Origin of the sequence: Paenibacillus sp. FSL R10-2796 (assembly GCF_037965315.1) — a bacterium.
GTDB lineage: Bacteria > Bacillota > Bacilli > Paenibacillales > Paenibacillaceae > Paenibacillus_AQ > Paenibacillus_AQ odorifer.
Genome location: NZ_CP150178.1, coordinates 1,006,992 through 1,027,916 on the forward strand (window position 1 = coordinate 1,006,992; position 20,925 = coordinate 1,027,916).

Below are 20,925 nucleotides of genomic sequence, written 5' to 3' on the forward strand. Positions count from 1 at the left end.
TTGAATATTTTAATTGCGGATGATGAGAAACACATGACCACTATATTGAAGACTTATTTTGAAAAAGAAGGCTATAACGTTTGGACAGCAGCGGATGGTGAGGAAGCGCTAGAGCTCTTTTTTTCCAATAGGATTGATCTTGTGGTGCTGGATTGGATGATGCCTAAGCGAAGCGGGCTTGAGGTTTGTAATGAAATCAAGAAGGTTAGTTTGGCTAAAGTTGTAATGCTGACCGCAAGGTCTTCCCATGATGATGAATTCAGTGCCTTGGATATAGGAGCAGATGAATATATAAGAAAACCATTCGACCCAAGGATTTTGATGCTTAGAATTAAAAAAATGCTAGGCACTGAAAAAGTGGCTGCGATTAGGGATTTAGAAATCGATTTTGAGCGGAAGAAAGTGTACAAGAATGGGGCCGAACTGGCGTTATATAAGAAAGAATTTGAATTACTAACCTTCCTGTATGAGCATAAAGGACGTATTTTATCCAGAGATGCCTTATTGTCTGCGGTTTGGGGAATGGATTATCTGGGTGAAGAAAGAACGGTAGATACGCATATTAAGAGGCTGCGCGATAAGATTGGGGCCGACCACGTGATCACGCATAGGGGAATGGGGTACAGCTTCCATGATAAAAATTCATAAAATAAGTACGAAGTTATTGATCATGGTGAGCATTATTTTGCTGATTGTTTTTGGTACGTCTTATTTCCTGCACAACTATTTCTCAGCAGATTATTACCTATACAAAATGAAAACCAAGATCAACACCATTTATGACGAAGTAAAGGATCTCCGTTTGGATCAACTCATGGAAAATGAAAGCAGGATCGAGAACAATAATAACGTAACGATTGTTAGGGTTGAAAACAGTGGAAGTACAGCAGAAATTAACGAAAATATTCAATTTGCGTTGTTTAAAGATAAGGTGGCACTTAATAAATTTTGGATCACAGATGAGGTATTACAAAAAGTAAAACAAGGCAACACGGTTAATCTTTTATTTAATCAGGGCAAATTGAAATCGAGTCTGTTAACGAAAATATACGAGCAGGATAGCAGTCTAATCCTCATAGGAACTGTGGTTGTGCACAATACAGATGCCTTGACCCTCGTAAATCAATTCAGCTTTTACTCCATTCTACTGGGGATTATTATCAGTTTGCTGTTAGTGGCTTATTTTTCAAAAAAGATCATTACACCGTTAGAACAATTACAGGATGTCGCGAAGGATATATCCAATCTCGATTTTAAACAAGTGACGATTCAAACGGGGGATGAAATCGAAGAGCTCTCGAAAAGCATCAATCAGATGAGTCAGCGTCTAAAGAGCACCCATGCCAAATTAGAGGAGAAAAATCAAAGTTTAAATACCCTTATCTCAAGCATTTCGCATGAAGTGAAAACACCATTATCCTTAATCCAAGCCTATACGATTGGCATTCAGGACGGTCTGGATGATGGCACGTATACGGATATCATTTTGGAGCAAGTGAAGTATACGTCGGATATGGTGGATTATTTAATTAAATTGTCCAAGATCCAGAAGTCAGAAGTGCATAAAGAGCCTTTTGATCTTAAAGAGCTTCTGCTAAAAGTGATCTCACAATATAATATTACGTTAAAAAATAAAAACATAACCTTAATGAGCGACTTTCATTCGCTTGAATCCTCAATCGTTGAAGAAGATATCAGCCAAATCGAGATAGTATTCAACAACTTAATTAGTAATGCCATTAAATATGGTGAAGAGGATTTTTTTGAAATAAAACTACGGAGTGACACTACGCGTACATTAAAATTTACGATCTTTAATAAAACCACTCGCCTGAAAACGGAACATTTAGCGTATATCTGGGACCCATTCTATGTAATTGAAGAGTCTCGAAATAAAGAAATCTCCGGTACTGGACTTGGCCTGTCCATAGTCGCGGAGATACTTGCTAAAAACGATCTGAAATACGAGTCCAGATTAGAGGACTCATATATTAGTTTTAGTATTTGGTTTGAAGTTAAGGAGGGAATTTTGGAACAGTAGGAGCGTTAGCGTTCGCCTGAAAGCTTTCCGAAGGAAAGCTCGCATCGGAAGCATAAGCTGTCTCCGGATGTTATCCGCTGATAGCGGTAAAATCAAAAACATCTGGAGACAACAGCGACCGAAAGTTCAACATTCCCGCAGTTACGCACAACACCTATTCCCTGAGTGCCTTTAATTTAACTTCAATAGCGCCGCATTATCAATAAAAGTAGCCGTATTAAAAAGCAGCAAGACATCCTTGATATCATTTTGAGCCATATAATCACTGATGTTTCCATTATAATAACGGATATCGATCACATGGATTTCAGGCACATGCTGAGTCAGGAAAGGAATAACGCTATGTGCATAAGAGTCCTTGATGACGAGCAGCTTTTTCTGTTTGACCGTTGTTGGATCAAGCTGGCTGGTGATTTTCATTAGCGCATGTACGCCCCCTAAGAAATAAGAGTACTTATCCTTTTTCTCCAGATAACTTAGGTCATACATACTTTTTAAAGTCTCACCGGTATCTTGAATGTACATTTGGGTGGATACCTCATGATTAGGTTTGTACATTTGAATGGAATCAGGTGTGACCCCGATAAATTGCCCCCGGGTATGATAGCTTCCGAGAAATGAATTACTCACAGTCTGAATCTGGTATTCGCTCTGGGACAGAGGCTGCCAGCCCATGCTTTGAGCATAGGCTACATAAGCTAAGTAGGCACCGTAGGTTGTCCAGTGATGGTCGGTCCGATAGTAAATGGGTTCTGCGGCATGTGGGCTAAGAACATCAAATCCATTTATAAAAGTAAGGCTATCTCCTACATCCTTAGCTATTGTTTGATTCACCTCAGCTTGCGAGTAGACAGGAGCTAACCAGGGTAGACGTTCCTTGTACAAGCCAACCGATGTAGGTGCCAATAAGAAAGTGGTGTTTGCATCGGGATTGTTATCGGCAAAGCGTTTCACAGCTGCTGCATATTGCTGAACTTTAGTGTAATCAGGTGCTGCGAATTTTTCGAAAAGATAGCCGTCTTTTCCTTTATAGATTCCGTTATTCTCTTGCTGTAGCCTCATCTGTTCCACCGCCGATTTCACCCATACCCATTTGGCCCGAAATGGAAAATGATCAGTTACAAAGCTTTCGGCCTCTTCCGCATAGGTATGGGATAATAAATTGTCCCATGTCAGATGGGGGGCCTTTTGCAAATACCGGTTCTCAAGCTCAGAGAAACGCTGAACAGGCAGTAAGAAAAAGAGGATAGCGACCAGAAATAACGTTGCAACAAATCCCCCAACCAGGATTCGATCCGTCTTCTGCTTCATAAACAATCACCCCCTAATGGTTAGAACCGGAAATATAAAAATGGATTAAAGGTTGCATCTACTAAGTAGGCAACAGATAGGAAAAATAACACGCCATACCAAACAAGAGCAGGAACCGATCTAGAATCTATCCGCTTGGAGATTTTCACAGGTGTAGAGGCAAAGGTTAACACCACGAGTAGAATTGCGTTCGTGTAAGTGAAGTATAAAGTGGTGTTATTCCATAACGGCTGTCCATTAAAGCCAAGCATCGCTTGTAAGTAGCCAATGACCAGAGGAAGTTCTTCAAAAGCGAACAAGACCCATCCGATGAGTATAAGTACTACAGCATATAAATGTCTTGTCCAACGGGGGAGGCGGCTTAATAGCTTTAATCCCCACCATTTTTCAAAGATAAGAATGACCCCGAAGTATAATCCCCAGAGCAGAAAATTCCAGCTGGCCCCGTGCCAGATACCCGTGAGCAGCCATACGATGAGGATGTTGCGCACTTGAACGCCTAACCCCTGGCGGTTGCCTCCAAGCGGGATGTAGACATAGTCACGAAACCAACTGCTAAGGGAAATATGCCATCTTCGCCAAAAGTCAGTAATACTCTGAGAGATATAAGGTTTGTTGAAGTTCTCATTAAAGCGGAAGCCGAACATGAGACCGAGACCAATAGCCATATCCGAATACCCGCTGAAGTCAAAATAGATCTGAAAAGCAAACGCAATAATCCCAAGCCAAGCGGTAAAAGCAGGCAGGGAATCTAGATTGGAGCTGGATATGGTGTGCCAGAGCATACCGATGTTGTTGGCGAGCAGTACTTTTTTGGCTAATCCGATTATGAATCTCCGTACACCTTCTGCGAACATGGGGATATCGACCGAACGTTCACGTAGTTGCCCGGCAATGGTGTTATATTGAACAATCGGACCTGCTACTAACTGTGGAAACAGGGCTACAAATGTACCGAAATCAATCCAATTGCGTTGTGCTTTCGTAGTTCCTCTATAGACGTCAATAATGTAGGACATGGATTGAAAAGTATAAAATGAAATCCCAATAGGTAAAGGTAAATCCGTTAAAGGAATATGTGTACCGAGGAGTCCATTTATATTTTGGATGAGAAAATCTGCGTATTTAAAATACGACAATAAGCCTAGATTAATAATGACGGAACTAACCACAATCCACTTGCGCTGCACCGCAGTCAGCTTTGGTCTGCTGAGCAGTAGACCAAAGCTGTAATCTGTAATGGTGGACAGCAACATGATTACAATGTAGACAGGTTCGCCCCAAGCATAAAAAACCAGGCTGCTTAAAAACAATATGAGGTTTTTGATTCGCCAGGGCGAAACATAATAGAGCGCTAGGACAGCCGGCAGGAATAGGAATAGGAAAAGTAGGCTGCTGAATACCATGGTTATTTATTTTTCTGTGAAGTAAGTATCGAAGTCTGCTACGAGTTTATCTTGATCCGCAGGATCAGCAATAACGAACAGGAAATAGTTACCCTTTTTAATAAGTTTATAGTTCTTGGCATTTTCGTATTGATCAGGCAGATAGGTTTCGAATTGTTTTTGAACATCTGTTGCACGCGCTTTGATGGCATCCTCAACAGTAGTCATATCTTTTACATCTTTAACTTTCAGAACGGCGATTTCGTTAGTTTTCACATTCATCATAGGCATTCTAATGCTATAATCTTCAAGCAATTCTGGGTTGAGATGATATAGCTGTTCGACTGTAGCCGCATCAAGCTCCATTAATGATGGCTGCTCTACTTTGCTCAGCATTTGATCGACCATTTCTTTTGCAGTTAGATTCGTTTCAATGGCAGCTCCATTGTTACTGTTGTTGCTGGAACAGGCGCCAAGCACCACACTTAGTACAATGGTTAACGCTAGCATGAAGGTATGCTTTTTCAACTTAGGTCACTCTCCTTGATGTATTGTCTGAATTTCTCTAGTTACTAACGTATATAGTCGATAGAATGTTGCGCTGGGTACTTACTCCGGATACTTTACCCATATTTTTGCGGAAATATGATATTCACATGAATTCATGCAAAGATCTTCCTCTCTTAGCTTGCGCAATGGTTGGTTATACTGTTACTGTAAGATAGATAGTTTTTAATAGAAGGGGATTGAACGGAATGATCGAAGAACTGAACAATGAACTACCGGAGAATTATGAGGAATTAAAGAAAGCTGCCAACCGCTCTGCGGATTGGAGAGCGCGTCTAGAAGCAGTTGAAGAGCTGGGACAGACCAACCACAAACAAATTATCGATATCCTGACGCGTTTAATGGAGAGCGATCCTGTATATACAGTTCAAGAAGCTGCTTACCTTAAGCTGAAGGCTTTTGGTGAAGACGTTAAGGTGCCATCGAAGAACAAGCCTGAACTAGTTAAAGGCGTATCCAAGATCCTGCTGAGAATTAAAAAGAGCCTGCCAAGAGATCATTCTTACGAGGACTTCAAAGAGAAGCTGAAGAAGATGAGAGTTGACGTGTACGACGCTTATGAAGGTGAAAAAGGCGCTGACTTCGATACGTGGCTGATGAAGATGTGGACTTCCGCAAATAAGTAAAGGATGACAATATGCACACCAATAAATTGACAGAACAATTTCAAGAATACCTTAAGCTGTCCGCAGAATTACGCCCTGATTATATTGCCAGCTTGGGCAAGGGTGATAACGAAGCAAAGATAACGGCTGTTTTGCCGGAGACTCCTGAACTGCTGAAAGCTATTTATAGCACTGTCTCAGGGACAAGCAGTGAGGAAGAGGAACCAAGCCTTATCGAATTTATTCCAGGGTACCGCCTGATTCATATGGATGAATATGAAGAGGAGATGAAGGTATTAGCTGGGATATTGGAGGAAAAAGGTCAACATCCTGATGGAGTTATCTTGCCTATCTTAACGAACTATGGCAGTGATTTCATTTGTTATTATAAGTCTGCTGAGGGTGTGGAACAGGTATGTGACCTGCTCCATGATTTCGGCGATTTAATTGTGATGTATGATTCGCCTGATAAATTCCTAGAGACCTTATGCGAGTTCTACAAGCAGGAGGTTTATTTCCTGGATGAAGAGGGCTACCTCGATTGCGATTTAGTATTAGAAGGCGAAGTTGGTGCGGCACTGAACCCGGATGCGAAATATTGGTCCGAGTAACGGCCTGATGCCAAATAAACAAGAGCAGCAGTCCATTATGGATTGCTGCTCTTGTTTATTTTTTAATAAGGTGAATTTTATATGGCTATGTTTATTCCTGCGCAGCTTGGTTCTCCTGCTCACGAAGCTCTACTCGCCGTATTTTACCGGAGGTCGTCTTCGGAAGATCCTGAATAAACTCGATTTTGCGCGGATATTTATAAGGGGCTGTCCACTCTTTAACATGGGATTGCAGCTCTTTTACAAGCTCTGGTGAACCAACAATCTCATCCTTGAGCACGATAAATGCTTTAACAATGTGCCCACGGATCTCGTCTGGACTGGCTACGACCGCACATTCCTTGACGGAGGCATGCTTCATCAATGCTTCTTCTACCTCGAAAGGACCGATAGTGTAACCTGAGCTAATGATGATGTCATCTCCACGACCCTCGAACCAGAAATAACCATCTTCATCCTTCTTTGCCCGGTCGCCGGTTATGAAGAATTCGCCGTGTGTGGAGCTTTCTTTTCTACCGGGATCTTTGTAATAAGTGTGGAACAGGGCTGGCATACTCAAATGTACGGCAATATCACCAACCACTCCAGCAGGCAGTGGCTTGCCGTCTTCGTCCACAACCTCGACTAAGCCGGGAGCGATTGATTTACCCATAGAACCAATGCGTATTGGAGTATCTTTGAGTGTTCCGATAATTAGGGTGCTTTCCGTCTGGCCGTAACCATCACGGATTGTGATATCGAACTCACGCTGAAAGGTGTTAATGACCTCTTGATTTAATGGCTCTCCGGCAGATACTGCACATCGCAGGGTAGACAAGTCGTAACGACCTAAGTCTTCTGTTTTAGCCATTAGACGATATTCCGTTGGGGTGCAGCATAATACTTGAATTTTGTGATCCTGCAATAGCTGCAAATATTTTTTGGGATGAAAGGATCCACTATATACAAAACCTGTAGCTCCGTTGCCAAGAACGGTTAAGAAGGGACTCCAGATCCATTTTTGCCAGCCGGGAGCTGCTGTTGCCCAGACGGTGTCAGATCCTTGAATATCCAGCCATTGAGGTGAGGTGATCCGCAAGTGAGCATAACCCCAGCCATGACTATGAACGACCGCTTTAGGGTTGCCGGTAGTACCTGAGGTGTAAGCGAGAATAGCCATATCATCCCGGCGGCTTGCGACTGCTGTGAAGGTATCTGGTTGTCCAACCATCAGACTTTCTAGATCCAGCCAGCCTTCACCGAGTTCGTCTGAGCTGCCAGATACGGAAAGACGGTAATCGAGAGCAGGAAGATCCTCTGAGATTTTATTCACTTCCCCGGTTACTTCGGACCAAGCAATAACGGCTCTGGCTTCAGAATGGCGCAGGCGGTAGGATAAATCTTTGGCACGCAGCATTTCTGAGGATGGAATGATGGCAAGTCCTTGTTTCAGACAAGCTAAATAGATGACATAAGCGATGATGCGGCGTGGAACCATAACAAGAACACGATCCCCTTGTTGCAGCCCAAGCTTCGCAAGTCCTCCGGCCAGCCGGTTAGCTTGTTTGCGTAATTCACCGTAAGTAATTTCCTCATAATCTCCTTGCTCATTTAACCACTTAAGCGCAATCTTCTCAGGAGCATGGCTTTCCATTTCCGAAGTGAGATTGTAGAACTCAGGTGCGATCCATTGCTGATTATCCAATATGAACCTCTCCTATATCAAACAAGATGTGTATAACTGTTCTATTTAGTATATCACGTTATCCTAGTACCAGGTACTAGTACCTTGAGTTCTTAATGAATTTCGGGTTAAGATAATATGTGTAAGGTAAACTTATAGTAGACCACAAATCCAGAAAGTGAGAACTTATGTTATGAATCACACAACTTTTGATGAAATATTCGCTATTATGGAAGCCTCATTTCCTACTTCTGAGATCAGAACCTTTGAGGGACAACAGGAGTTATTGGACGTTCCAGATTATCGTCTCATTACCGAGATGAATTCTGAGGGTAAAATTGTTGCTTTTATGGCCTGCTGGGAGTTTCCCGGCTTTCGTTTTGTAGAACATATAGCAGTCGACCCGAGCATCAGAGGTGGAGGAATTGGCAAAAAGCTGATGACTGAATACATCAGTCTATCTAACAAGCCTGTCCTTTTGGAAGTTGAGCGGCCACTGGGTGAAATGGAGCAGCGGAGAATCGGCTTTTATGAGCGGCTGGGCTTTCATTTGAACCCTTACGATTATGTGCAGCCTCCTTTGCGTGAAGGAAATGAAGATTTACCACTCTTAATTATGACTTACCCTAACCCTGTTGATGAAGAAGAATTCCAACTTTATAGAGAAATTTTATATTCAGAAGTGTATAAGGTTACAACTCCGTATCAAGGTTAAAGCCCTCAGCAATCCGTTAAATCCTTATGGGATAAGCGGGTTGCTGTTTTTCTTATACAAACCAGAGCTCCAGATGAATAGTTTCTTTACAAATTGGGTACAAGTTAAATACAACTTAGAGACATATTTCTTTAAAACTTGAGCTAAAGTAAAAACCGAGATTGATCTTCTAAGGAGGCATAACATATGAAAAGTAAAAAGTTCATTATAGCAACGATGGTATTTGGGATGGCAATTACAGGTTCGGCTGGTGTGTACGCAGGAACTAAGCTGCAAAAAATCACCGCATACCTCAATCACAGCATTGGATTTAAAGTGAATGGTGCAGCTTATACGCCTGTTGATAATAAAGGTAACACATTAGCTCCGATTACTTATAACAATACAACCTATCTTCCTGTACGTGCCTTGGCTGATGTGTTGAAGGTGCCAGTGACTTTTGATGCGGCAGCGAATCAGGTCATTCTGGGTACTGGAACTGTGGTGCCGGATAAAGATACATTAACACCAGTACAGTACAGCAACGCTCAAAAAGAACAAATTTCTAAAGCTTTTGCAAATTTCGATGGGTTTAAAACGGTTTATGCACCAGCACAAATGGTGAGTGGAGACGCTTTTCAAAAAGCAGCTAGCTCTGAAGATGGAGTGTACTTTTTGTTCGACCATATGAGGGTGAACGTTTCTCCACGTGACTACTCCTATGATTACAAAGGCGATACCGTAAAGCTTTCCAATGGTACAGAAGCTAAGTGGTACAGCCCTACCAGCGATTCATTGTTTTTGACCTATAAACTGGATGATCGTTTTGTGACGATTAGTTCTCCAGACAAGGCTTTGAGCAAGGCGCAATTAGAGAAGGTAGCCGTCAATGTGGTGAAATGGAGTAAATAACTCCTTTAAAAGCAAAGCTCAATATACAAAAAGTAAAGCAGCAAGTCACTCCGATCCGGGAGGGCTTGCTGCTTTTTTTGTTTTCGTGTAGGCGTGTTCTATTTACTGTGCTGTTTATTAGGCAGCTTTTGGCTTGGTGTTCCTTTACCGTGATTCTGTTTGTTCTTTTCTGCTTTCTTCTGGGTGTCGTGTACTTTGTCTACAAAAGCCTGAGTATCGTCCATGTTTGTCCTCCTTGATCATAACCTTGCCGTTACTGTAACCACTTTTGCCTGATTAAATACACAAGCCGTTTTTACAAACTAGTGGATCAATCCGTACATTGTGAAAATATTTAGTAGTTACTATGAATGGATGCAAGCATTTCATAATAACAGTAAGGGAGACTGATTATGAACAGGTTATTAAAACAAGCAGTATCCATGACACTAGCCTTCGTTATGGTACTGGGACTTACATTTACAGGAATGCCAGCTTTTGCAGAAGACAGCAATGAGGATGCTGGATTACTGCAATTACAAACGCTAGAGCCAATAACACTACTGGCGGGCAATTCTACATGGAAATATCTAGATAACGGAACGGATCAAGGTTCGGTATGGCGGTCTGTTTACGATGATTCTACATGGGCATCAGGCCAAGCGCCGCTTGGTTATAAAGATTCTGGGGCCGGAGTCAGCAGCAAGCAATTTGGTGCTCTGAATACAAATATAAGCTACGGCACGGATAAAAAGAAGAAATATCGTACTTCCTATTTCCGGACAAATGTAACTGTGAATAAGGAAGAAATTACGAAATCGGATAAAGTATTAGGTAATTTTGCATTTGATGACGGAGTAGTGCTGTATCTGAATGGTGCAGAAATCTACCGCGAGGCTATGCCAGCTGGTGAAATCGACTATCAGACACTTAGTACAACTAATGGCAGTGATCCAAATGAGTATACAAAGGTTGACCTAACGGAAATCGTAAAAGCCAATCTGAAGGATGGAAGTAATGAGCTTTCAGCTGAAGTTCACCAGACGGGCGACACTAGCTCTGACCTTTATTGGGATATGAGCCTGATTGCTTATCCTGTAGTGGAGACAGTAGAACCTGGAGTTGGGAAGCCTGATTCTATCGCAATTACTTTTAATGGCAACCCGCAGACTAGTATGGGATTCAACTGGTATGCACCTGAAAGTGTGACTGGCACCAAACTGGAAGTAGTAGAAGCTTCTAAATTGGAGAATGGCCAGTTTCCTCCGGCAGGCGCTCAATCTTATGAAGGGACATCCGTTACAACTAGTGTGTATATGACAAAAGCGGATAAATCAGCTAAAAAACCAGTTGTGCTAACCAGCCATAAGGTAATAGCGGATCATCTGCAGCCGGGAACGGAATATGCTTACCGTGCTGGGGATGGACAAGCTGATAACTGGAGCGACGTAGGAACTTTTAAGACAGAAGGCTCCAGTAATCAGGCTTATAAATTCTTATATACAACGGATTCCCAAGGAACAACTGAAGAAGATTTTGATATCTGGAATCATACCCTTGAAGAAGGATTAGCTAAATTCCCGGAAAGTGAGTTTATCCTGAATTCTGGTGATTTGGTGGATAACGGTGATATTGAGGAGCAATGGGGATGGTTTTTCAATAAGCCTAAGGATATTTTAGCGAATATTCCGTTGGTTCCTTTGGTAGGCAACCATGAAAGTAAAAATTATAGCAATTATAGCTCTCATTTTAATTTGCCGAACGTATCGAATACAGGTGCGAAACCTGATGGTTCTGTATATTCTTTTGACTACGGTTCAGCACACTTTATGGTAATTAATACAGAATATTATGGTGCAAGCTCAAATCTTGAGAATAACGAAATTTACAATAAACAAGTGGAGTGGCTTCGTAGCGAAGCGGCAAAAAGCAATCAGAAATGGAAGGTTGTGCTTCTGCATAAATCTCCTTATTCCGTTGCCAATCACACCAATGATACAGATGTACTCTTTTACAGAGCGCAATTAACGAAGGTATTTGACGAGCTTGGCATTGACATGGTAATTGGCGGGCATGACCACACCTTTGCTAGAAGCTATCAGATGTACAACAACAAGCCATTGACGGATATTGTTCCGGATTCAAACGGAGTAGTAACTGATCCTAAAGGTACTTTATATCTGATTACAAATGCAGCGGGCAATAAGAAATACAACGTAGCTTCAGGAACATTCCCTTTTGCAGCTAAATACGGACAGCCTGGTAAGGAAATGTTCACGGGGATGACGGTAACGAATGATGAGCTTTCTTACGAAGCCTACACCACAACAACTGGTGGTTCTACAGACTTGTATGATAACTACAGCATTCATAAATCGGAAGTAGCAGTTAAACCTGTGCAAAATGCCAAGGCTACTGCAGCAGATGGTGCTAAAATAACGTTGACTTGGGATGCGCCAGCTTCCGGTGCACCAGTGTCTGGATATCGTATTTATGAGCAAAATGATCTGGTATCCGCAAATTGGACGGCCAGTGTTCCTAATGAAGAAGGTAAAACTTCTTATACTTACACTGTAGAAAATACTAATCCAAACCAAACCTATCAATTTGTTATCAAAGCTGTAAGTGAAAGAACAAATTCAGAAGCTGCTATCGCTTCAACGGATTCGATTAAAAAAGTTACAGTTACCTTTAATGGCGACCCAGTGAGTGCAAAAGGCTTCACTTGGTACACAGCGTTGAAGTCTACTGGAAACGATCTGCAGGTTGTAGAAAATACGGGCGTTACTCCAGACTTTGCTAAGGCTGCTGAGTTTACAGGACGTTCGGCGGTTTCCAGAAATTCAAAGGATGAATTAGTTCATAAAGCGGAAGCTTCTGGCCTGAAAGCTGATACAAAATACTACTTCCGTGTAGGGGATAAAGCACTAGGCCTGTGGAGTGCAGTGGGAACTTTTGAAACTGCCGCTAAGACAGGAGCATTTACTTTTATCGATTTGGCTGATACACAGGCTAAGACCGAAGATGAAGCGATTCTTTCCGGTGAAACGATGGCAAAAGCACTTACGACGTTCCCGAATGCTGAGTTTGTGGCGATTAACGGAGATATCGTGGATACCGGAACTAATGAATCCCAATGGAATTGGCTGCTTGGTCATTCGCAAGACACCCTGCTTAACACGACAATCGTGCCAGTGGCAGGGAATCATGAGGATAAGGCAAATGCCTTCTATGAGCACTACAATATTAAGGAAGCACCGGGCTCTGCAACAGAAACGGGAGCTTATTATTCCTATGATTACAGTAATGCTCACTTTGTAGTCCTGAATACAAATGAGAATTCCGATGAATTTGCTAACTTCAGCCAAGCACAGTTGGATTGGATGAAGGCTGACGTAAAAGCAGCGAAAGCTGCTGGTGCGAAATGGATTATCGTAGCTATGCATAAAGGTCCATACACAACCTCTAACCATGCTACTGACAAAGACATTATGGGTACAAATGGAGAAAGAGCGAAGGTTGCTCCAATGATGGCTGAACTGGGCATTGACTTAGTTCTTCAAGGCCACGACCATATTTATGCCCGGACCAAGCCAATTAAAGCTGATGGAACTGCGGCAGACACAGTGAAGATCAAGGAAAGCTTCAAGGGTCAAACTGTAGAGTACACAGTAAATCCAGATGGAACGATCTATCTGATCCCGGCTACAGCGGGAGCGAAGGTTTACTACAAGAACATGAAACCAGAATTGGGAGATGCGTATTATAATCTCTTCGAAGTAGCAAATGAGAATACAGCAGCTAAATACGGACCGGACCCAAGTGATGCTACGCGTCCCAAACGCGGTCAAGTTCAGACCTTTGTAGGTATTACTGTAGATGCTGGCAAATTAACAGCTGTATCTTATGAGATCGATCAGAATATTAATGATGCTAAACCGTACGTTCTGGAAGAGTTCGGTATTATTAAGGAAGCAGATCCTGAAGTAAACCCAACACCAGAACCAACAACAGCGCCGACAACGGAACCGACAACAGCGCCAACAACGGAACCGACAACGGCGCCAACGGCAGCGCCAACGACAGCACCAACAACAGGATCATCAACAGGACCAGTGGCAACAACAAAACCGACAGCAACGCCAACGCCAACAGTAGCACCAACAGCTACACCAGCACCAACAACGGTGCCTACACCAACCGCAACACCAGTAGTCAAACCATCATTGACGGATACTGGCAGCCATTGGGCAGCAGCGGCTATTGAGAAAGCAGTAGCAGGGGGCTTCGTTAGTGGTTATCCGGATAATACTTTCCGTCCTAATCAGAAAGTAAATCGGGTTGAATTTATCACTATGCTGGCTCGTGCCCTGCAATTGCCAGACAGTGGTGGTACTTCAAGCTTTAAAGATTCAGCGAAGATTCCGGCATGGGCTAAGTCTTTTGTAGCTCAGGCAGTAGCTTTGCAAATTATCAGCGGCTATGATGATGGTACCTTCCGTCCTACGCAGGAGCTTACTCGCACTGAATTAGCAGTTATGGTTGTTAGGGCTCTGGGTATTACAGTAGATCCAAAAGCGACCTTAACCTTCAATGATGCTAAGGATGTACCCGCATGGGCAGTACCTTATATTGCGGCAGCAGCAGAAGCGGGCATTGTGAATGGCATAGGACAAAATCGTTTCGCACCTAACCAGGTAGCGTCCCGGGCCGAAGCAGTAACAATCATTCTGAACTTGCTGGAGAAGCAAGGAAAGTAACTAAATCGGATGGTTTGAAAAAAGATTGCCTCAAGGTCATCGTTGATGACGGAGAGGCAATCTTTTTTTCATAGCTGGGTAGTGTGAGGGAGGAAGCGATACGGTGGTGTGGAGGAAAAGAGAGGCAAAAGTGCCTCAGAAATGAGCGAATGCAGCAGATTGGCGTGAAAGAGAGGCAAAAGTGCCTCTGATCTGAGCGAATGCGGCGATGCGGCGTGAAAGAGAGGCAAAAATGCCTTTGAAATGAGCGAATGCGGCGATTGGCGGACATGAGAGGCAAAAGTGCCTCTGATTTGAGCGAATACGGCGGATTGGCGTGAAAGAGAGGCAAAAGTGCCTCTGATTGGAGTGAATGAGGCGGAGTGGCGGAGATGAGAGGCAAAAGTGCCTCTGATTGGAGTGAATACGGCGGATGGGCGTGAAAGAGAGGCAAAAGAGCCTCTGATTGGAGTGAATACGGCGGATGGGTGTGAAAGAGAGGCAAAAGAGCCTCTGATTTGAGCGAATACGGCGGATTGGCGTGAAAGAGAGGCAAAAGTGCCTCAGAAATGAGCGAATCCGGCGATTGGCGGACATGAGAGGCAAAAGAGCCTCTGATTGGAGTGAATATGGCGGATGGGCGTGAAAGAGAGGCAAAAGTGCCTCAGAAATGAGCGAATGCGGTGGATTGGCGTGAAAGAGAGGCAAAAGAGACCACGCTCCTTCATCCTCTTTATATTTTCAACCAACATATGTTTAACGACCCACTCATTGCCAGGATATCGAGCCCTGATAGCACGATAATCTTTAATTTATCCAGCATATCTTTAATTTTGCGGCTATTTGTAAGGAAAGATCTGGGTTAGATTAGGGTGGACTAATCAAAGTAAGGCAGGAGGGGTGCCGACAAAATTGAATGCGCTTGCACGATCGGGGTTGAATACAGAATGTGCTTGCACGAATGTGGTTGGATACAGAATCTGTAGGCAGAAGAGAGTAGAAGTAGAAGAAGAAGAAGAAGAAGAAGAAGAACAAGAACAAGAAGTAGAAGTAGAAGTAGAAGTAGAAGAAGAAGAAGTAGAAGTAGAAGTAGAAGAGGGTAGGAGCAGCAGAGGGACGGGACAACAGAAGTAATCTACTTGCTGTTCGGCGACATAGTGAGACACATTACGCTTCATGGATGAGAGTAACCGAAACAACTACAGGACGAGGAGAGTGGAAAATGAACCTTCACACCGGTAAAAAGGCGCGTCGTAAGCTGACATCAGCTGTTCTGGCGGCAGCTTTGCTAGTTTCAGGACTTCCCCTAACGGCTTACGCCGGCGATACGTGGCCTTTTACAGGAGACAGTGCGCCGGGTGCCAATCAGCCTAATGTACATGGATATACGAGCAGCCATATTGCGAACTGGAGTCCGGCAACCGATCCGGATGCAGAGCTGTTGAGATCGCGGGTGCCGCTGCAGAAGCGGAATGCCCCATTTGCTGCAACCCAAGCTAACCCAGCGCTTAGCGCAGATACACAGATGATCAACGTTGCTGGCGACTACGGGAATGCTTTTATTGAGAACGCGCCGTATACGAACAAGTTTGCGCAGTATCATTTTAACTTTTGGCAATATATCGATTACTACTCCTACTGGCATGGTACAGCGACTGCGTATACCCCGCCGGAATATTATGATGAATTGGCCCAGAAGGACTGGCAGCAAAAATGGTTCGAATTCGGCATGCTGAACATCCCGAACCCTACCTACACCGATGCAGCGCATAAGAACGGCGTGTTGTCATTGGCAGGAATCTTTTTTTCCAATAATGACCGTGGACAGCAGACGTACAAACAAATGATAGTTAAAGATGAGAATGGTAATTTTCCGGTGGCGGATAAACTGATCGAGATGGCCGGGTATTTCGGGTTTGACGGTTATTTTGTAAATCAGGAAGAGATGAATCCGAATGTAGCGACCCAGGATATCCCCGATTACATCGCGTTTATGAAGGTGCTGCAAGAGGGCGGCCTGTATGTAGAGTGGTACGACTCGTTGAACACCAATACCGGTGCTAATACGTTCGCCCGGACGATTAATGATACCAATATCTCCTTTTTAGTGGATAAAAGCACCAAGGAACCCGTCTCCAATTCGTTTTTCTTCGACTACGGGGCTGGCAATACACAGATTACCAACGCGGCTAATTACTTAAGCAATCTGAATGCCAGTCTGGGAACAAGCTACAACTTGTTTGAAGTTGGTTTTGCAGGGCTGGAAGCAGGTCGTGACCGGTTCAAGTCCGTTAACGGAACAGCGTTGATGAACAAGCTGGACAGCAATGGCTTGCCGCGGCTCAGCTTGGCTACACTCGGTGCGGACTTTGTTCATGCCGGTCTGGATGAGGACATGAACCTGTCTTACCCGGTCTCGCACAGATCCGAAAATGACTACCAATGGATGACAAAACTGCGTGAGCAGCTATGGTGGTCAGGCCCGAACGTGGACCCTAAGAATACGGTCAAATCGGCAACCAATACCGTTGCCGATGTTTATGCCGACAACCGTTACTGGCCGGGAATCTCGTCCGTCATTGCGGAGCGTTCGGTGATTAAGGACAAGAACTTTTACACCAATTTTAACACTGGACAGGGCTTGTCCTATTCCGTGAACGGTGAAGTATCGAACCCGGATGAGTGGTCTAATATGAGCCTGCAGGATATCCCAGTGACTTGGCAGTGGTGGCAGGATACTGCTGGCAATAAGCTTACTGTAGATTTTGATTATGGACCGGAGTACAACCTTGCGAGTACAAACCGTTACAACTATGAGCAGATCGGTGCGTATAACGGTGGCAGTTCACTGGTGGTGAACGGCAATCTGAATGCGAAGAACTTCTTGCGTCTGTACAAAACAGAGTTGGGGGTCAATGGCAACTCCAAGCTGTCGATCAGCTTCAACAAGCCATCTGCCACAGATGCTTCGGCGATGGCAGTAGGACTCATCCTGGCTGATGATCCGAATACCGTCGTAGAGGTCGCTGTTCCAAACAGTGGTCAGCACTCGGACGGTTGGTTGACAAAGGAGCTGGACCTCAGTGCATACGCGGGTCATAATATTGCAGCCCTTGGACTGGTCTTCGATCCCGGGCAAGGAACAGCGTCCACCTACCAGATGAACGTCGGACAGCTGCGCGTCTATGACGGGTCTGCCGTAAAGCCCGCAGCTCCTGCGGAATTAGCAGTTGCGGAAGCTTTTACAGATACAGGTGAGATGGTTGTGAAGTGGAAGCTAGATCCCGATTACACTAAGATCAAGCAATATAATGTGTACGTGAATGATGTATTTATGGGCGGCAAATACGATGAGGTGTTCTACCTGAAGCATCTCCCGGTGAAATCCGGAACCCTTAAAGTGGTTGCAGTGGGTGCGGATGGAGTGGAGGGTGAAGCGGCAACGCTGGCTTTTGATCTGGATGCGGCGGTTTCCGGAGTGAAGGTGGATTCAAGTCCGGACGGGGAGTTGACTGTGAACTGGACGAACTCCGCCCAAGCTTCCGGTGACATTACCGTTCGAGTGCAGTCTTTGAATTGGATTACGACATCCGAACCGGTGTCACAGCAAGTGGTTGTCCCGGCAGGTGCAAGCACTGCGCTGTTCACGGGGATGCCGGTAAACGGCGATGATTACATTGTCACCGTTACCGCAGGCAACACCGATCCAGTCTCGGTCAGCGGCCAGTTCATCGACACGGTCGCGGAACCTTACGCGGAAGAATGGTCCTGGACGGACGGTAAGCTGAATCTGCCGATGCCGAATACCAGAGACTGGCGGTATATGTATGTGTATGAGGATGGGAATGCAAAATCTTTTGCCACAACGTATAGCTCTGGCAATAAGCCGATGATTATCCGTGGACGGACAACTAAGGCGAGCTTAAGCTTCACCTCGTCGGCAAAAGTTGTGCATGTGGTGATGGAGGATTATGCAGGCAACTGCTCCAAACCTGTCTATCTGAAAGGAAGCTATCCCGTTCTCTTTGATGCTAATGGGGGTGAACCAGCAAATACTGTGGCCGAGGCTGTGTATGGCACTTTGCTGATGGAGCCTACAGGCATTGCCAGAGAGGGTTATGACCTGGAAGGCTGGTATGTTGGAGAAGGAGAAGGTGCGCGAAGATGGAATTTTGCCGAAGATCTAATAACCGGTGAACTGAACTTGCAGGCGAAGTGGGCCTTGCAAGCTCCAAAGGTGCAGATCGTAGGGGAAGGCTCCTTCCGTGAAAATACGTCCGCGACACTAACGGCAGTTGCCACTGGCGCAGGGCAGCTGACTTATGCCTGGTATGCGGACACAGGCAGCGGTTATGGAGATGCGTTGGGAGTGTCCGCCTCCTATACTATCCCTGCTTTGACTACCGGGATGGATGGCAATAAGTACAAGGTCATCGTCACCAATGAATCTGGTGACAGCAGTGAAGCAGAGTACACAATTAACTTAACTCCGGCTGAAGCACCATGGGAAGCGCCTGATTTCATAACCGATCTTCCGTCTGCACTTGATGTCATTACTGGTGAAGAAGTGAAGCTGTTCGTACAGATCCGCGGGGATGTGGAATCGGTTCGCTGGGAGACGAAGGCAGCAACCGCAGAGGAATGGACTGTGGCGGAGAGCGTGACTTCGGCGGTATACGCATTTACTGCTTCTGAAACAGACAGCGGTACGCAGTTCCGTGTGGTTCTGACTGGAAAAGAGGGAACGGAGCCTTCAACAAGAACCGGTAATGAACTTACGGTGACAGTACATCCGGCACCCGATGCGCCAATTATCACCTCTAATAGTGTAGATAAGAATCCGGCAGTTGTAGGTGATAAGGTGTCTTTTGCCGTAGTAGCTTCTGCAGTTTATGGCGAGTTAAGCTACCAATGGTTGAAAGACGGGCAGGCCATTGAAGGTGCTGTGGAGCGTAATTATACGATTCCTTCTGCAAAAGAAACAGACAGCGGCGAGTACACGGCCGTAGTCACCAACACCAAAATACTGAATGGTCACCCTTATACGGCTGTTCAAAAGAGCGGAATTATTAATTTCAAGGTCCACAATACTCCTGTATCTACACCGCAGCCGACATCGGCTCCAGGGACAGGTACGGGAACTGGTGGAACGACTCCGGCAGCGACAGCAACGCCGCTTCCAAGTCCTACTAGCACAACTTTGACAGTTCCAGCAAGTGCACTCAGTACATCTACTGAGAACGGCAAAGTGACGGTAAAGGTGCCGGCAGGCGTTATAGCTATCGAGCTGCCTGTAAATGCAGGTGAGTTGCTAGGGATCCGTCAACTTGAATTGTCCGCTTCGGGAACCACACTTGGTATTGCGCCGGAATTGCTGGTGCAATTGAAGGCTCTGCTTAATGAAGCCCAAGCTTCAGGCAGCAAGATTCAGGTGAAGCTCAGCCCGGAGACTTTGAACATGAGCACACTGAAAGCAGAGCGTGGGGTGGTCTTGCGGGGTACGGGTATGACGTTTGATCTGAGCGTCATCGCGGGGAATGGCACATCTAGCCGTCTTCCAAGCTTCAGCAAACCAGTAACCTTACAATGGAGTGCAACAAATACGGATTATAATACTAATTTGCTTGGTTTATATGCTATTGCTGAAGGGGGTTCGCTTACCTATCTCGGCGGAGTGTATGCGAATGGCTTCCTGCAAGGGGAGTTTAGCGGAACAGGCAGGCTGGCTGTGCTGGAGTACAATAAATCCTTCGCTGATGTTCCGTCTACTCACTGGGCTGCGGACACTATCCGCCAGCTGGCGGCTAAACATCTGGTACAAGGCACTTCCGAAAATGGATTTGAACCCGCCCGCAGGATTACAAGAGCGGAATTTGTGAAGCTGCTGGCTGGCGTGCTGGGACTGCAAGATCAGGCGGAATTGAAATTTAGTGATGTGCCTTCTGGTGTCTGGTATGAGCAGGACCTGGCGCGTCTGGTCCGGGCAGGTATTGTAGGTGGACGCACTGCTGAGCAGTTCGATCCGAGTGCGAACATCAGCCGCCAGGAGATTGTCACTATGCTAATGCGTGCCTATGTACTGGAGCATGGAGCGCTTCAGTCATCAGCCCCGACAACATTCACCGATTCCGGTGAGGTAGCAGCCTGGGCGGCAGACAGCGTGAATGCTGCTTCATCACTGGGTCTGGTGAATGGCCGCACGGACGGGAAGTTTGTTCCCGGTGGCTTGGCGACCCGTGCCGAGGCTGCGCAGTTCATCTTGAATTACATCCGGTAGATTATATTGCCTCACCACGGTCTGCCCAAGGAGCCCTTTGCTCCATGGGCAGACTGTCTTTGCTTGGCGGAGGATTGCAAGCTTTTACCAGCCACAGGCAGGAAGCACCTCATGCTATACTTTATTCATAATGACAAGCAG

At 45.1% G+C, this 20,925-nt stretch carries 14 protein-coding genes; 9 read left to right on the forward strand and 5 right to left on the reverse strand.

Annotated elements, in window-relative coordinates:
* Both NST58_RS04525 and NST58_RS04530 read left to right on the forward strand, forming a co-directional pair.
* Complete coding sequence (locus NST58_RS04525) at positions 1 to 648, forward strand: response regulator transcription factor (RefSeq protein WP_036684906.1); 648 nt, start codon at positions 1 to 3, stop codon at positions 646 to 648.
* Positions 632 to 2,041 carry a HAMP domain-containing sensor histidine kinase gene (locus tag NST58_RS04530; protein ID WP_339246489.1) on the forward strand — a complete coding sequence of 470 codons (1,410 nt, stop codon included), beginning with the start codon at positions 632 to 634 and terminating at the stop codon, positions 2,039 to 2,041. The genes NST58_RS04525 and NST58_RS04530 overlap by 17 nt, the downstream gene beginning before the upstream one ends.
* Before the next feature lie 171 nt (positions 2,042 to 2,212).
* On the opposite strand, the gene NST58_RS04535 is transcribed toward NST58_RS04530, so the two are convergent.
* The 3 genes from NST58_RS04535 to NST58_RS04545 are packed head-to-tail and all read right to left on the reverse strand — an operon-like array spanning position 2,213 to position 5,265.
* On the reverse strand, positions 2,213 to 3,352 hold the full coding sequence (locus NST58_RS04535) for a DHHW family protein (protein WP_076305194.1): 1,140 nt from the start codon (positions 3,350 to 3,352) through the stop codon (positions 2,213 to 2,215).
* A gap of 20 nt (positions 3,353 to 3,372) precedes the next feature.
* Positions 3,373 to 4,758, reverse strand: a complete 1,386-nt coding sequence (locus NST58_RS04540) for an MBOAT family O-acyltransferase (protein ID WP_339246492.1) — start codon at positions 4,756 to 4,758, stop codon at positions 3,373 to 3,375.
* A gap of 6 nt (positions 4,759 to 4,764) precedes the next feature.
* Entirely contained in the window at positions 4,765 to 5,265 is a 501-nt protein-coding gene (locus NST58_RS04545) for a DUF4358 domain-containing protein (RefSeq protein WP_036684911.1), read from the reverse strand.
* 227 nt (positions 5,266 to 5,492) lie between these two features.
* Between NST58_RS04545 and NST58_RS04550 the strand changes: the two genes are divergently transcribed.
* Positions 5,493 to 5,930: a HEAT repeat domain-containing protein gene (locus tag NST58_RS04550; protein WP_036684913.1), complete on the forward strand. Its 438-nt coding sequence runs from the start codon at positions 5,493 to 5,495 to the stop codon at positions 5,928 to 5,930.
* Between the two features lie 11 nt (positions 5,931 to 5,941).
* Positions 5,942 to 6,520 carry an SMI1/KNR4 family protein gene (locus NST58_RS04555; protein WP_076305196.1) on the forward strand — a complete coding sequence of 193 codons (579 nt, stop codon included), beginning with the start codon at positions 5,942 to 5,944 and terminating at the stop codon, positions 6,518 to 6,520.
* A 91-nt stretch (positions 6,521 to 6,611) separates the two neighbouring features.
* Here NST58_RS04555 and NST58_RS04560 read toward each other — a convergent pair whose 3' ends face one another.
* On the reverse strand, positions 6,612 to 8,207 hold the full coding sequence (locus tag NST58_RS04560) for an AMP-binding protein (RefSeq protein WP_036684916.1): 1,596 nt from the start codon (positions 8,205 to 8,207) through the stop codon (positions 6,612 to 6,614).
* Between the two features lie 169 nt (positions 8,208 to 8,376).
* On the opposite strand from NST58_RS04560, the gene NST58_RS04565 reads away from it, so the two are divergent.
* Positions 8,377 to 8,898 (forward strand): GNAT family N-acetyltransferase, encoded by a 522-nt coding sequence (locus tag NST58_RS04565; RefSeq protein ID WP_036684918.1) that lies wholly within the window; start codon positions 8,377 to 8,379, stop codon positions 8,896 to 8,898.
* A 186-nt stretch (positions 8,899 to 9,084) separates the two neighbouring features.
* The gene (locus NST58_RS04570; protein ID WP_076130101.1) at positions 9,085 to 9,789 is read left to right on the forward strand and encodes a hypothetical protein; all 705 of its coding nucleotides are present in this window, start codon (positions 9,085 to 9,087) and stop codon (positions 9,787 to 9,789) included.
* A 98-nt stretch (positions 9,790 to 9,887) separates the two neighbouring features.
* Here NST58_RS04570 and NST58_RS04575 read toward each other — a convergent pair whose 3' ends face one another.
* Complete coding sequence (locus tag NST58_RS04575) at positions 9,888 to 10,013, reverse strand: DUF4023 domain-containing protein (RefSeq protein WP_051491363.1); 126 nt, start codon at positions 10,011 to 10,013, stop codon at positions 9,888 to 9,890.
* Positions 10,014 to 10,181: 168 nt separating this feature from the next.
* Here NST58_RS04575 and NST58_RS04580 point away from each other — a divergent pair, with 168 nt between their 5' ends.
* The 3 genes from NST58_RS04580 (at position 10,182) to NST58_RS04590 (ending at position 20,784) form a co-directional block, all read left to right on the forward strand.
* Positions 10,182 to 14,528: an S-layer homology domain-containing protein gene (locus tag NST58_RS04580; protein ID WP_339246495.1), complete on the forward strand. Its 4,347-nt coding sequence runs from the start codon at positions 10,182 to 10,184 to the stop codon at positions 14,526 to 14,528.
* An 891-nt stretch (positions 14,529 to 15,419) separates the two neighbouring features.
* A complete protein-coding gene (locus NST58_RS04585; protein WP_339246498.1) occupies positions 15,420 to 15,641 on the forward strand; it encodes a hypothetical protein in 222 nt (73 codons plus the stop codon).
* 88 nt (positions 15,642 to 15,729) lie between these two features.
* Positions 15,730 to 20,784 carry an S-layer homology domain-containing protein gene (locus NST58_RS04590; protein WP_339246500.1) on the forward strand — a complete coding sequence of 1,685 codons (5,055 nt, stop codon included), beginning with the start codon at positions 15,730 to 15,732 and terminating at the stop codon, positions 20,782 to 20,784.
* Positions 20,785 to 20,925 lie beyond the last annotated feature (141 nt).

Bases quoted from the DNA above. Each gene is read 5' to 3' on its own strand.
- NST58_RS04530 (WP_339246489.1), top strand. From the start codon at position 632: ATGATAAAAATTCATAAAATAAGTACGAAGTTATTGATCATGGTGAGC.
- NST58_RS04535 (WP_076305194.1), bottom strand. From the start codon at position 3,352: ATGAAGCAGAAGACGGATCGAATCCTGGTTGGGGGATTTGTTGCAACG.
- NST58_RS04540 (WP_339246492.1), bottom strand. From the start codon at position 4,758: ATGGTATTCAGCAGCCTACTTTTCCTATTCCTATTCCTGCCGGCTGTC.
- NST58_RS04550 (WP_036684913.1), top strand. From the start codon at position 5,493: ATGATCGAAGAACTGAACAATGAACTACCGGAGAATTATGAGGAATTA.
- NST58_RS04555 (WP_076305196.1), top strand. From the start codon at position 5,942: ATGCACACCAATAAATTGACAGAACAATTTCAAGAATACCTTAAGCTG.
- NST58_RS04565 (WP_036684918.1), top strand. From the start codon at position 8,377: ATGAATCACACAACTTTTGATGAAATATTCGCTATTATGGAAGCCTCA.
- NST58_RS04570 (WP_076130101.1), top strand. From the start codon at position 9,085: ATGAAAAGTAAAAAGTTCATTATAGCAACGATGGTATTTGGGATGGCA.
- NST58_RS04575 (WP_051491363.1), bottom strand. From the start codon at position 10,013: ATGGACGATACTCAGGCTTTTGTAGACAAAGTACACGACACCCAGAAG.
- NST58_RS04580 (WP_339246495.1), top strand. From the start codon at position 10,182: ATGAACAGGTTATTAAAACAAGCAGTATCCATGACACTAGCCTTCGTT.
- NST58_RS04590 (WP_339246500.1), top strand. From the start codon at position 15,730: ATGAACCTTCACACCGGTAAAAAGGCGCGTCGTAAGCTGACATCAGCT.